This is a genomic window from Planctomycetota bacterium (assembly GCA_035384565.1).
Lineage (GTDB): Bacteria > Planctomycetota > PUPC01 > DSUN01 > DSUN01 > DAOOIT01.
In genome coordinates this window covers 44,845-57,520 of sequence record DAOOIT010000020.1, presented here as the reverse complement: position 1 = coordinate 57,520, position 12,676 = coordinate 44,845, and the positions used below count along the sequence as shown (strand labels likewise).

12 protein-coding genes are annotated in these 12,676 nt (G+C 70.2%); 11 read left to right on the top strand and 1 reads right to left on the bottom strand.

The window, feature by feature from the left end:
* Position 1: 1 nt before the first annotated feature.
* From PLE19_09570 to folP, 4 genes are read left to right on the top strand one after another with little or no spacing between them, the layout of a single operon-like run.
* Positions 2 to 1,177 carry an RnfABCDGE type electron transport complex subunit D gene (locus PLE19_09570; protein HPD15188.1) on the top strand — a complete coding sequence of 392 codons (1,176 nt, stop codon included), beginning with the start codon at positions 2 to 4 and terminating at the stop codon, positions 1,175 to 1,177.
* Complete coding sequence (locus tag PLE19_09565; protein HPD15187.1) at positions 1,174 to 1,833, top strand: FMN-binding protein; 660 nt, start codon at positions 1,174 to 1,176, stop codon at positions 1,831 to 1,833. The genes PLE19_09570 and PLE19_09565 overlap by 4 nt, the downstream gene beginning before the upstream one ends.
* Positions 1,830 to 2,357, top strand: coding sequence for an SMC-Scp complex subunit ScpB (scpB, locus tag PLE19_09560; protein ID HPD15186.1), 528 nt, complete (start codon positions 1,830 to 1,832; stop codon positions 2,355 to 2,357). Before PLE19_09565 ends, scpB begins: the two co-directional genes overlap by 4 nt.
* Positions 2,354 to 3,559, top strand: a complete 1,206-nt coding sequence (gene folP, locus PLE19_09555; GenBank protein HPD15185.1) for a dihydropteroate synthase — start codon at positions 2,354 to 2,356, stop codon at positions 3,557 to 3,559. The genes scpB and folP overlap by 4 nt, the downstream gene beginning before the upstream one ends.
* Before the next feature lie 4 nt (positions 3,560 to 3,563).
* Here the strand turns inward: folP and PLE19_09550 are convergent, their stop codons facing one another.
* On the bottom strand, positions 3,564 to 4,541 hold the full coding sequence (locus tag PLE19_09550; protein HPD15184.1) for a PP2C family protein-serine/threonine phosphatase: 978 nt from the start codon (positions 4,539 to 4,541) through the stop codon (positions 3,564 to 3,566).
* 214 nt (positions 4,542 to 4,755) lie between these two features.
* Between PLE19_09550 and PLE19_09545 the strand changes: the two genes are divergently transcribed.
* The 7 genes from PLE19_09545 (at position 4,756) to PLE19_09515 (ending at position 12,664) form a co-directional block, all read left to right on the top strand.
* Positions 4,756 to 7,182 (top strand): alpha-glucuronidase family glycosyl hydrolase, encoded by a 2,427-nt coding sequence (locus PLE19_09545; GenBank protein ID HPD15183.1) that lies wholly within the window; start codon positions 4,756 to 4,758, stop codon positions 7,180 to 7,182.
* Positions 7,183 to 7,867: 685 nt separating this feature from the next.
* Positions 7,868 to 8,194 carry a hypothetical protein gene (locus tag PLE19_09540; protein HPD15182.1) on the top strand — a complete coding sequence of 109 codons (327 nt, stop codon included), beginning with the start codon at positions 7,868 to 7,870 and terminating at the stop codon, positions 8,192 to 8,194.
* Positions 8,184 to 10,175 (top strand): hypothetical protein, encoded by a 1,992-nt coding sequence (locus tag PLE19_09535; GenBank protein ID HPD15181.1) that lies wholly within the window; start codon positions 8,184 to 8,186, stop codon positions 10,173 to 10,175. Before PLE19_09540 ends, PLE19_09535 begins: the two co-directional genes overlap by 11 nt.
* 33 nt (positions 10,176 to 10,208) lie before the next feature.
* Positions 10,209 to 10,718 (top strand): V-type ATP synthase subunit K, encoded by a 510-nt coding sequence (locus PLE19_09530; protein HPD15180.1) that lies wholly within the window; start codon positions 10,209 to 10,211, stop codon positions 10,716 to 10,718.
* Between the two features lie 10 nt (positions 10,719 to 10,728).
* Complete coding sequence (locus PLE19_09525; protein ID HPD15179.1) at positions 10,729 to 11,343, top strand: V-type ATP synthase subunit E; 615 nt, start codon at positions 10,729 to 10,731, stop codon at positions 11,341 to 11,343.
* Positions 11,344 to 11,346: 3 nt separating this feature from the next.
* Positions 11,347 to 12,357, top strand: a complete 1,011-nt coding sequence (locus tag PLE19_09520; GenBank protein ID HPD15178.1) for a V-type ATPase subunit — start codon at positions 11,347 to 11,349, stop codon at positions 12,355 to 12,357.
* Positions 12,350 to 12,664, top strand: a complete 315-nt coding sequence (locus tag PLE19_09515; protein ID HPD15177.1) for a hypothetical protein — start codon at positions 12,350 to 12,352, stop codon at positions 12,662 to 12,664. The genes PLE19_09520 and PLE19_09515 overlap by 8 nt, the downstream gene beginning before the upstream one ends.
* Positions 12,665 to 12,676 lie beyond the last annotated feature (12 nt).

Below are 12,676 nucleotides of genomic sequence, written 5' to 3'. Positions count from 1 at the left end.
GATGCCTGAAGAACACACCAAGACCGTCGCCGATGCAACGCCCGAGACGGCCGGGCCGACCCCGGACCGGCTCCTGGTCACGTCCTCGCCGCACCTCCGGTCTCCGGAGTCGATTCCGCGGATCATGTGGACCGTCACGGCCACGCTGCTGCCGGCGCTGGCCTGGGCGGTATACGTCTTCGGCCCGCAGGCCCTTCTGCTCACGGCGATCGCCGTGGCGAGCGCCGTGGCCACCGAGGCGGCGGTCCAGCGGTTCCGGGGCAAGCCGATCACCGTGGCCGACGGCAGCGCCGTGCTCAGCGGCCTGCTGGTGGCCTTCGTGCTGCCGGCGCACGCGCCCTGGTACGTGCCGATGACGGCCTCGATCTTCGCCCTGGGGATCGTGAAACAGCTCTTCGGCGGCCTGGGCTGCAACGTGTGGAACCCCGCGCTCATGGGGCGCGCCTTCGTGTTGGCCGCCTGGGCGCCCCTGGTGGTGTCGGGCGGCAACTGGTCCGCCGCGTTCGGCTGGCGCCACTCGGCCCCCCTCGCGGCACAGGCCGGCCAGGAAGCCCAGGTGGATGCGGTGACGGGCCCGACGCCGCTCAACCGCCTCAAGGAGCGGCTGCGCGAGTTCAACGCCGGCAACCGCCGCAACGTGGCCGCGCCGACGAATGCCAACGAGGCGCGCGAGGCGCTGCGGCAGATCCAGGCCGAGGAGGGAACGCCTCTGGACGACTTGTACTTCGGCCGCACCGGGGGCTGCCTCGGCGAGGTGAACGCGGCGCTGCTCTTCCTCGGCGGCATCGTGCTGGTGGCCCTCAACTACATCAAGTGGCAGATGCCCGTCTTCTACATCGGCACCGTGATGCTCCTGTCGTGGGCGCTGCCGATCGCCGTGCAAGGCGAGGGGACGCGCTACCTCGTGTGGTTCGGCGGGCAGCCGCTGGCCGAGATCTTCGCGGGAGGGCTCTTCCTGGGCGCCTTCTACATGGCCACCGACATGGTCACCTCTCCCGTGACCACCCGAGGCCAGGTCATTTTCGCCGTGGGCTGCGGTCTCCTCACCGTGCTCATCCGCCGCTACGGCGGCTATCCCGAGGGCGTGTGCTACGCGATTCTGCTGATGAACACGGCCACCCCCATCATCAACCGCTACACGCGCCAGCGCGTGTTCGGCAAGAGGCCGAAGAAATGACCGACACGGTTCGCTACCCCCTGGTGCTGGGCCTGATCTCGGTGTGCTCGGCTGCCGGCCTGGCCTTCTCCTACTCCCTCACCCGCGACGAAATCGCGCGCCAGAAGCTGCTCGACAGGGACCGCGGCCTCGCGGCGGTGTTCGGCATGCCGTTCAAGGAGAGCGACCCGACGCGTCCCTGGCGAGAGGTGTCGGCCACGGCACCCGCGAAAGGGGCCACGCCGGCGCCCGTCTTCGCGGCCAGCGACCCGAAGACCGGGAACCCGATGTTCGCCGCCATGGGCAGCGCGCGCGGCTATTGCAGCCGGATTGACGTCATCGTGTCGGTGAACGCGGCCGGCGGCGTCGGCGACGCCGCTCGGATCAGGGCGATAAAAGTGGTGGGGCAGAGCGAAACGCCTGGCCTGGGCAACAAGAGCGAGGAGCCGGGGTTCCAGGCCCAGTTCGAGGGCCTCCTCCTGGGGCGCCTGGAGCTCAGGAAGGGCGTGCCTTACCGCGCCCCCGGCGCGCCCGACGACCAGCCCATCGCCGCGATCACGGGCGCCACCATCACCTCCAGCGCCGTCGTCAAGGCCGTCCAGCAAGCCATTGGCCGCATCCGCGAGCGAGCCGGCGCGGCGCCCGCGCCGAACCAGGAAGGGGCCGCGCAGCCGTGAGCGATGAGGGCCAACTGAAGCTCGTGCTCGAAGCCCTGCTCTTCGCCTCCGATGAGCCGCTCACCCTGCGCCACATCCGCGACGTGTTGAGCCTCGAGGATGCCCGCGTGGCGCGGCGCCTGGTGGACGAACTGCGGGAGGAACTGGCCGCCGGCCGGCGCGGCATCCAGATCGAGGAAGTGGCCGGCGGCTACCGCCTGCTGTCGAACCGCGAGTACGCTCCGTACGTCGAGCAGCTCCACAAGGCCGAGCGGCGCGCGCGCCTGTCGCAGGCGGCGCTGGAGACCCTGGCCATCGTGGCCTACAAGCAGCCGATCCATCGGGCGGACATCGAGGCGATCCGCGGCGTGCAGGCCGACGCCGTGGTCCGCAGCCTCCAGGAGCAGGGGCTGATCCGCGTGGTCGGGCGGGCCGACGTGCTCGGCCGCCCCTTCCTCTACGGCACCACGAAGCGGTTCCTCGAAACGTTCGGTCTCAGCTCGCTCGACGATCTCCCCAAGGCCGAAGAGCTGCAAGTCCCGTGATTGCCAAGCTGCCCCACAACCCGCGCGTCATCGTCGCGCCCGGCCACCGCGCCCTGGCCGACGAGATCCGCCGCTTCGTCGGCGCCAGCCCCGCCGTGGGAGACTGGTTCCTCAAGCTCGAACGCCTCAGCGAGAACCAGGCGGCCGCCCTGGTGGGCCAGGCGATGAAGCACGGCGGCGGCGCCTTGCTCCGACAGGCTGGCGACGGGGCCGCCGATGCGCTCGTGCGGCTGCCGGGCGACTGCGTGGACGTCTTCCTCGGCGCCCTCGCCCGGGAGGGCGTCGGCAGCGAACTCCTCGAGGCCATCCGCGCCACCACCGCCGCCTGGGAGCGCTCCACGTTCGACCTCCAGTGCGGCACCCAGGTCCTGCACCTGGGCCCGCGCACGCTGCTCATGGGCATCCTCAACGTCACCCCGGACTCCTTCTCTGATGGCGGGGCGTTCCTGGACGCCGGCAAGGCGGTCGAGCACGGCCTCCGCCTGGTGGCGGAGGGGGCCGACCTGCTGGACATCGGCGGCGAATCCACTCGCCCCGGGGCGGAGCCTGTGGATGCCGCTACCGAGTGCGCCCGGGTCGTTCCCGTGGTGGCCGCTCTGGCTCGCCAGGCCGGCGTGCCGGTGTCTATTGACACCTCGAAGGCCGCGGTCGCCCGACAGGCGTTCGAGGCCGGGGCCACAGTGCTCAACGATGTGACGGCGCTCCGCGGCGACCGCGAGATGGCCGCCGCGGCCGCGCAGAGCGGCTTTCCCGTGGTGCTCATGCACATGCAGGGCACCCCGCGCACGATGCAGCAGGCCCCGCGCTACGGGGACCTGATGAGCGAGGTCGTGGCCTTCCTGCGCGCGAGCATGGCCCTCGCCGTAGAGGCGGGGGTGCGCGAGGAGCAACTCGTGGTGGACCCCGGTCTGGGGTTCGGCAAGTCGCTTGCGCACAACCTCGAACTGCTCGAGAGGGTGGGGGAACTGCGCAGCCTGGGCCGCCCCATTCTGCTCGGCCCCTCACGGAAGAGCATGATCGGCAAGGTCCTCGGCGTGCCGGCCGACCAGCGGGTGTTCGGCACCGCGGCCCTGGTCGCTCTGGGGGCTGCCCGCGGCGCGCACATCCTGCGAGTGCACGATGTGGCGGCCATGGCGCAGGTGGCCAGGATGGTGGATGCCGCGCGGGGAACGGCCTGGGACCCGGGGGACGCCCAGACCTGAGCTCTCAGGCCGTCGGCGGGGAGCCGCCGTCGCCGAGCGCTCGCACGACCACCAGGGTGATGTCGTCGTGCTGTGCGGCGCCCTTGGTGTGCTCGTCCACAGCGGCCATAATGGCGTCCACCACCTTGGCGGCGGGCTGGTTGGCCGTGTCGCGAAGAATCTGCGCCAGCCGCTGCCCCCCGAACTCCTCGCCCAGCAGGTCCTTCGCTTCCGACACCCCGTCGGTGAAAAAGCACAGGCAGTCGCCCGGCTCCAGCGGCAGGGTCTTCTGCCGGATCGCCTCGGCGAAGCGCGGCGGCTCCAGCACCCCCAGCGCGGGGCCGCGGAGGTCCAGCACCCGCGCGCCCGTGAGCCGGGGGCGCCAGATGATGGGCGGGCAGTGGCCCGCGTTCACGAGCGTCATCTCGCGCGTCGCGGGGTCCAGAACGCCGTAGAGCAGGGTGATGAACATCCCGCGGGGCATGTCGGGCACCAGCAGGCGGTTGGTGGCGCTCACCGCGCTGGCCGGCGTGTGCTCGCTGGTGGTGACGATGTGCAGGATCTCGCGCAGCATGGCCATCACGATGGCGGCGCCGAAGCCCTTGCCGGCCACGTCGGCGATCACGAAGGCCAGGCGATCGTTGGGGAGATTGATGAAGTCGAAGTAGTCGCCCCCGACCTCGTGGCACGAGCGGCTGTAGAGCCCGATGTCGAGGCCCGGCACCTTGGGGGGCTGCGACGGCAGGAGCTTGTTCACCACCGTGCGCGCGCGCTGAATGTCATCGCGGTCCTGCACCGCCGCCGTGTCGCCTCCGCCGAAGGGCGGGCCCTGGCCCGCCGCGTCGGCCACGGGCTTCGAGACCCGCTGGACTCTGGCCTGAGCCGCCTGAAGCTGTTTGAGGAAGCGCGTGGTGTCGGTGTCGCCCGCCACCTCGGCCAGAAAGGCGCGCAGCTCGCGCACCTGCTCCTCGAACGGCAGCCCCTCGCTGGGTTTCCTTGGCACAGCACCGCCCTTGGTTCGGTCGCATTCCCCGCGGCTCTATCGCGCAACACCATGATTATATCCTGCGCCCGGCCTGCCGTTCAAGCCAAAGCGCTCTCCAGCGCCAGATCGGGATTGCGCACGGCCACAGCGGTTGCTATACTGTGGACGCTGGGAGGGAGGTCCGGCTGTGGCGCTCGGGACGGTGGCGTTGTGCCCAATGGAGGAGAGAGCCATGCAGGTCCGCCTGATCGCGGCAGGTGTCTTCGCGGCACTGGTGTCGTGGAACGCGAGTGGCTTCGAGCTGATTCGGGGGGGGAAGCCCTCGGCAACCCTCGTCGTGGCCGACAAGGCGGCGGACGCGGAGCGGTTCGCTGCCGCCGAACTGCAAGCCTTCCTCGAGAAGGCCACCGGCGCCAAGCTCGCTATCGTGGGCAAACTCCCGGCCGGTGGCCAGCCCGTGGTGCTGGTGGGCCAGACCACTGTGCGCGAAGCCGGCGAGGAGTTCGTGACCGCGTCGCAGCTTGCCCAGATCCGCGACGATGGCTATGCCATCAGCACCATGGCGAAGCAGCCGGCGCTCCTCCTCGTCGGCAAGGAACCTCGCGGGACCCTCTACGCCGTCTACGACCTGCTGGAGGCGGAACTCGGTTGCGGCTTCTTCGTAGACGGCGACCACGTTCCGCAGCGGAGCGACGTGGTGCTCCGCCGGCAGAACATCCTCGGCAATCCGGCCTTCACCGACCGCACCTACTACGTGCCCCTCGGCCTCTACGGCCCGAAGCGGTTCCAGGCCACCCTGTGGAATGCCGAGGACTGGAAGCCGTTCCTCCGCTGGATGGCGAAGAAGAAGATGAACTCCCTGGCCATTCCCTTCACCCTGGTCAGCCGGGCCTGGGGCACCGCGTTCGACCAGGCCTTCCCCGAGGCGAAGGGCCAACGGCCCGAGGTGCTGGAAGGCGTGGACGCAAAGGCCGGGGTCACCGCCCGCATGGGATACGGCCTGAACCCCGAGTACACCACGGCCTTGCTCAAGGACGTCTTCGCCTACGCCCGGCAAACGCTCGGCCTGAAGATCACCTACGTATATGTCTACGGCGAGTTCGAGCAGAGCCTGCGGAAGGCGATGCCGAACCTGGCCTGGCAGCCGCCGTACCCCGCCAGTTACCCCGCCGCCGCAGGGGGCAGTTGCGCTCTGGCCCCCTCGGAGCCCAGGATTCGCGAACTCCAGGCGAAGCTGTGGAAGGCCATTGTGGACACGTACGGCACCGACCACTCCTACGTGGTTTGTGGCGAGCCGGCGCCCAGGATGGCGGCCGCTTCCCAGTCCTCCGAAAGCAGAAGCCTCGCCGCGATTGAAACCATGCGGCAGGTGGACCCCAAGGCCCAGATCCGCGTGCCCTCATGGGAAGCTCCTTCCTGGGGCAACACGCCCGAGGCGCGGAGCCGCTTCATCAGCCAGCTTCCCCCCGATGTCGGCTTCCTCTACTGGGACCCCGACCTCGGCGCGCTGCGCCGCAAGCTCGACCTCCGGTTTGTCACCGAGATCGAGCGGATTGACAGCCGGATGGCCGGTTCGTACCGCGACACCGTCTACACCGCGGCCGACCGGTTGGCGGGCCGCTCGCTTGCGTACGCCGTGCCGTGGAGCGACGGGCCGAACGACGATCTCTTCACCAACCGCTTCTGGCTGCTGGCCAACTGCTTCCACCACTTCAACCACCTGATCCCCGCGCCCAAAGCCGTGGGCTTCTGGAACTGGCACGATCTTCGCCGCGTGAATCCCATGATGGACGACCTGTGCGCGGAGTTCGCCTGGGGCGCGGCCTATGTCTGGCGCGCTGAAGGGGCCCAGACGAACCGCGCCGTGAGCAACTACCTCCAGCGGCGATATGCACCCGCCGCCATCTTCCCCATGGCCGAGGCCCAGAAAGAGGGCCTGCGCGGCGCCCCGCGCCCCGAAACCGGCGTGAACTACCGCGCCTACACCGGTTGGGGCAGCATCTCGGCGCCCGGCAGCAGCGCCGCGCGCACCGCCGTTGCACTCGCCCTGGCCTGCAAGCCGGCCGCCGGCGCCAGCCTCTTCTATGAGGCCGACCTGGTGGACCTCGGGCGCAACTACCTCCATCAGCACATCCAGGAGAGCTGCAACCGCGTGCTCGCCATCGTGCGCGACGCCAAGCGGGCCGCCGCCACCAACGGCTACTCCACCCAGGTCAAGGAGGAGTCCCTCGCGGCCCTCCAGAAGGCCGAGAAGCAACTCCTCGCCGCCCACAAAGCGCTCAGCCGCCTCATCGCCACGCGCAAAGACATGTGCCTCGACGACGCCATCCTCGAGGCCACCGCCACCAAGGGCGCCAACAAGCTCCTCGCACAGGCCATCCGCGAACAGCAGAGCCCGCTCTTCAACGACGGCTACGCCCTCACCGACACGCTCGAGTATCACCAGCAGGTGGCAGGCCGCCAGCTTCAGCAGGTGCTCGACTATGCCCGGCGCGAGCTGGGGACCCCCACCGCCGATGCCGTGCCGGGCTGGGAAAGCTTCTTCCGCCAGGGCGCCGAGCAGTACATCGAGAAATCCGACCCCGTCGCCTACGACAAGAAGGCCGAAAAGGCCGCCGCCAGCGCCATCCTCCAGGAGTTCCTCGAGTCTGCCGAGTAGCGAGCCAGCGTCGCCCTCCGAGCGGCCCGTGGCCCGCTCGGCCGGGCGGGCCTGCCCGGTTCTGCGAAGTGTAGCCGGTCCCGAACGTCCCGCCCGGCCATGCAGCGCCCCCGACGAGCATGGCCCGCGACCCTGGCACGAGCGCCACTCGTCGCCGGAGTCTCGGAAACCAGACACCGCGTCGCCGTACCCGCTCGGCCCTGCCGTCGCCGACAGGTGAGCAAGTATGGCGCTTCGGCCTTCCGAGCCGCTCTACGGCCTCGCCGCCCATAGTTGCTCACTTGCCTGTCCCACTGGGTTGAGCAAGTATGGCGCTTTGGCGATCCGGGCGGCTCTACGGCCTCTCCTCCCATACTTGCTCATTTTCCTCCCCCTCTGAGTTGAGCAAGTATGGCGCTCAGGCGCTCCGGGGCGCTTCGTGGCCGTTCCTGGCATGTGGTGGATTCTTGGCGAGGGTGCAGGACGATTGCTCTTTCGCGCGAAAGCGCGACAATTCGCCGCGTGCACGCGAGTGCCGGCGCCCGGGCACAGGCCGCCTCGCCTCACCGATCGCGCTTGCGCCGCAACGCGATTTCCGTATACTATTAGCTACCGGGCGCCCAGGAATGGGCGCCTTGCCATGGCAGGACAGTTGCGGCTGGCAGTTACAGGCGAAAGGCCCTCGGCGATGAGTGGGACCTCTGGAATGAAACAGAACGTGCTCGACGGGATCGTGGCAATCGAGGCCAAAGCGGCCAGGACCGTTGACGACGCGAAGGCCCGCGCCCGAGAGATTCGCCAGAAGGCGCAGGCCGACCTGGACGCGCTCGCGCGTGAACTCGACCGACAGGCCAGCGACGAGGCGGCCAGCTATCGCAGGCAAGCAGAGGGGAAGATGGCCGCAGCACTGGAGACACTCGACCGCCAGCTTGCCGCGGCACAGGCGGCCTTGGGCCGCGTGCGAACCGAGCGGGTGCCCCCGATGGTGGAGGAGCTTCTGAGGCTCCTGGAGCAGCGGGCCGATGGCAATTGACCCCGTCCTCAAGGTCTGGCTCATCAGCCCCGCCGCGGGCGCCGAAAAAGTGCCCGAGCAGCTCGCCAGGATCGGGCTGGTTCACGTCGCCGAGGTGCCGCGCACCGACGACGAGCACCAGGCGGCCCTGCGCTCGCTGTCGGCGGATACGCGGGCCATCGAGGCACGCGTCCGCAAACTCGCCGAATGCCTCGACATTCTCTCCCAGTTCCACAAGACCCCCCGCGACCTGCTCTCCAACCTCATCCCCACGCCGATCGAGACGACGCACAAGAAACTCGAAGCGGCGCTCCAGGCGATTGATGTCGAGAGCTTGCACCCGCGACTGAAGGAGCTGGCGGCCCAGCGTGCCGCCGCCCAGGCGGCCGCCGAGCGGGCCAAGGGGCGCCTCAAGACTCTGGAAGGGTTCGGCGGGCTGGACGTGGCCGTGCCGGCGGAGGGCGGCCTGCGGTGGTCGTCGGCCGTGCTGTGGCTCGTCCCCACGAAGCTGGCCGAACGGCTCGACGCCATCGGCTCGACGCAGGAGGGCGTGGTCCTCGAGGCTCTGGGCGAAGCGGGCAGCAACGCCCTGGTCGCCAGTGTGGCGCTCCGCGAACAGGCCGACATGGCGGCGTCGCGGCTCAGGGAGCTAGGCTTCGAGCCCGTCCCCGGGCCCGAGCGCAGCACGACCCTCGGCGCCTACGTGCAGGCGATCCGGGAGGAACTCAGGAGCAGCGAGGCAGCGGCCCGCGAAGTGGAGGCCGAGCTGGCGAGCCTGGGCCCGCTGCGGACTCAGGTGGAGCTGGTGCTTGGCCACGAGGAGAACGCGCTGGAGACCGCGCGCGCCGTGAGCAAAATGGCCGCCACCGGGCGTGCCGCCGTGATGGTGGGCTACGTGCGCGCGAGAGAGGCCGAGGCGCTGAAGGCGGCCGTGGCGCGCGAGATGCCCGAGATCTCGCTCGTTCTCGAACCCCCGGCGGCCGGCGACAACGTGCCGGTGTCGCTCACGAACAAGGCGCTCTTCCGGCCCGCGCAGTTCCTTGTCGAGATGTTCGGCCTGCCCAGCTACCACGCGTTCGACCCCTCGGCCTTCCTGATGCTGAGCTTCGTGTTGTTCTTCGGCATCTGCCTCGGCGACGCGATCTACGGCCTGGTGATGCTGGCCATGTGCCTGGCCCTCCGGGCGCGATACCGCGAGTACCCGGGGTTGCGTAACTTCTTCGGCCTGCTGTGCTACGGCGCCGTGAGCACGTTCCTGGTCGGCGCGGCCACGGCCACGGCCGCGGCCGACCTGCCGGCCCGTGTGTTCGGCAGCCAGAGCGTCTTCGCGAACTGGCCGGCCGACCCGCTGAAGAAGCCGGTGGCCGCCCTCGGCATCGCCCTCGCGTTGGGCATTGCGAACCAGTTCTGGGGCATCGCCATGAAGTTCCGCGGCCTCTGGCTCCAGGGCGACAAGTGGGGCGCGGTGTTCGACGCGGGGTTGTGGTTCCTTCTTCTGCCGGGGCTCGTGCTGCTCCTGGTGGGCCAAGTGTCGCCCGAGCTGGCCCTCGCGGGCACGATCGGCGGCTGGCTGGCGGCCGCAGGGGCGGCGGGGCTGGTGCTCACGCAGGGGCGGAACGAGAAGTCGGTCGTGGGCAAGGTGGTGGTGGGCCTCCTGAGCCTGTACGGCATCGTGGGGTCGTACGGCTGCGTGTCGTTTATCGGCGACACCCTGTCGTACAGCCGCCTGCTGGCGCTGGGGCTGACCACGACCATCGTGGGCATGGCCGTGAACATCATCGCCGAGCTGGTGAAGCTGGACATCGCTGTGCTCGGCACGGTGCTATTCCTCGTGGTCATGGCCGGGGGCCATCTGTTCAATCTGCTGATCAGCGGCCTGGGGGCGTTCATCCACGCCGCCCGCCTGATCTTCGTGGAGTTCTTTGGTCGCTTCTACGAGCCGGGCGCCCAGCGGTTCGCTCCCCTGGGCGCCACGGGCAGCCGGATCCGGATCACCGGCTAGCCGCTCGGGTCAACCCTTGTAGGAAGGATCGGCATGGAAGACTTCGTGACGCAGTACTTCTTGAAGACGGGCGCGGGCTGGGCCGTCATCGGCGCGATGATGGCGGTGATGTTCGGCGGCGTGGGCTCGGCCCGAGGCATCCGCATCGCCGGCGGCCAGGCAGCCGGCGTGCTGTCGGAGAAGCCCGAGCTGTTCGGCAAGCTGCTGGTCCTCATGGCGCTCCCGGGCACGCAGGGCTTCTACGGCTTCATCATCGCCATCTTCATGGCCGCGCAGACGGGCATTCTCGGCGGCGCGCTGAAGGTGACGCCGCTGATGGGCCTGGCCCTCATGGCGGTGGGCATCTGCGCCGGCATCGTGCAGTACCGCAGCGCCATCTACCAGGGCGAGGCCTCGGCGGCCGCCATCAACCTCACCGCACGCCGGCCCGAGGAGAGCGGGCGCTCGATCCTCATCCCCGCCCTGGTCGAAACCTATGCCGTCGTGGCGCTCCTCGCCTCGATTCTCTTCATCATGTGGGTCACCGCGATGAAGGTCGCCTAGGAGGCTGCCCGTGCCGCTCGCCGACGTTGAGAAGAAGGTGATGGCCTCCGCCGACAAGGAGGCCGCCCAACTGGTCGCCCAGGCCGAGGCCGAGGCCAGGGCCGAGTTCGAGCGCCGCAGCGCCGCGCTCCGCGACGAGCAGCGCCGGCGCAGCGCCATCGCCCAGGCCGAGGCCGAGGCGAGCGCCGAGCGCCAGGTCAATGCACGCAAGGCCGAGTTCTCGCTCAAGCTGCTCGAGGGCAAGAACGAGATCTTCCACGACCTCTTCCGGGCTGTGGCCGACCGCGCTCTGGCGGGCCAGGGCTTCGACTATGCCCGCTGGCTCGCCGCCCAGGTGCGGCGAGCGTGCGCCGAGGGGCTGTCGGGCACGCTCTACTGCGCCGAGCGCGACCGCGCGGCCGTCGAGGCCGTCGTGCGGGGGGCGGGCAGCAGGGGCCTCACCGTGGCGCCCCAGCCAGGCCTGATGCGCGGCGGGGTGTACCTCGTCGGCGATGGCGTGGACCTGGATCTCACGCTTGACGCCGCTCTGGAGGACCTGCGCGACGAACTCGCCGTCTCGCTCGCCGAGCGCCTGTTCGGCGATGTCCCCTCCCTCGGCGCGGCCGCCGAGGAGTCAGGAGCCTAGCTCGTGCCTGCCGTGGCGTCCCCCCGCCTCAACCGCATGTCCTGGACCTATGTCAGCGGCCTCGTGAGTGCGCTGGACACGCGCCTGCTCACCCAACGGGCCACGGCAGAGCTGCTCGGCGCCGACGAGCTTCGCGACCTGTGCAGCCGCGTGCGCCAGACGCTTCTGTTCGCCGACCTTCCGGAGACTGCCGAGCCGTTCGAGCTGGCCGAGGCGATGCAGGTCTCCTACGCGGCTACGACGCGCCGGCTGGGCGAGGCCAGCCCCATGCCCAGCATGGCAGACGTCTTCCTACTGCCTCTCGAGTGGCAGGCCTATCGAGGCTTCCTGCGCGAGAAGGCCCTGGGCCTGGAGGGGGCCGCGGCGCCGGGGGCGAGTGTTCCTCGGAGCGTCTGGGAGCAGTGCTGGGCCGGCCAGGAGGCCGAGGCGCCCTACGACCTCTTCGCCGCGGCGGGCGCCGCCTTGCGCGACGCCGCGCCGCGCGACGAATGGTCGCCGCAGCACGTGGATGGCATCACGCACGTGTTTGAGGCGCGCAGCGTGCGGCGGGCCGCGTTGGGCACGGGCAGCGCGGCCATCGCAGGGTGGGTGGACGCCTGGCTCACCTTCCGCCTGGCGCTCGCGGCGCTGCGGTGCCGGTTCAACCAGTGGGGCGGCGCTCTTGCCGTGGAAGCATTCGACGGCCTGGGCGAGGCCCGGCAGGCGCTGGCGGCGATGGGCGACGAAGGCCGCCGCGACTGGCGGGCGCCCCTGATGAGCCTGGGGCTGCCCGGCGTGCAGGGCATCGCCGAGGATGAGCCCCTGCCGCCCGTGGCGGTCGAGCGCCTGATTGACAACGCGATGACAGAGCAGATTCGCGCGGGACGCGGCGAGGCGTTCGGACCGGAGCCCGTCTTCGCCTTCCTGTGGGCGCTGCGAATCGAGGCGCTGAATCTGAAGGCCATCGTCGCAGGGCGGGCCGCCGGCCTGCCCCGCGAGGCGATTGCCGGAGACCTGAGGCAGACCTATGGCTAAGCTTGCCGCCCTGGGGCGCAGACACTTCGTGGGCGTGTTCGCGGCCATCGGCGCCGAGCCGGTCGCCTGCGCGACGCCGGCCGACGTGGCCGAGGCGGCCCGCCGCCTGGCCGCGAGCGGCGCGCCGGGGCTGGTGCTGCTCGACCAGCACTTCGTGGCGTGCCAGGAGGCGATCGGGCTGTTGCGCCGGCGTGGCGCGGCCGTGATCGTGCTGCCCGCCGAGCGGGCCGAGGGCCATCCGGTTCTCGACGACCTCCGCGCCCTCATCGAGGTGGCCGCGGGGGCGAACATTCTGGGCGAATACTAGGCCACTACGGGA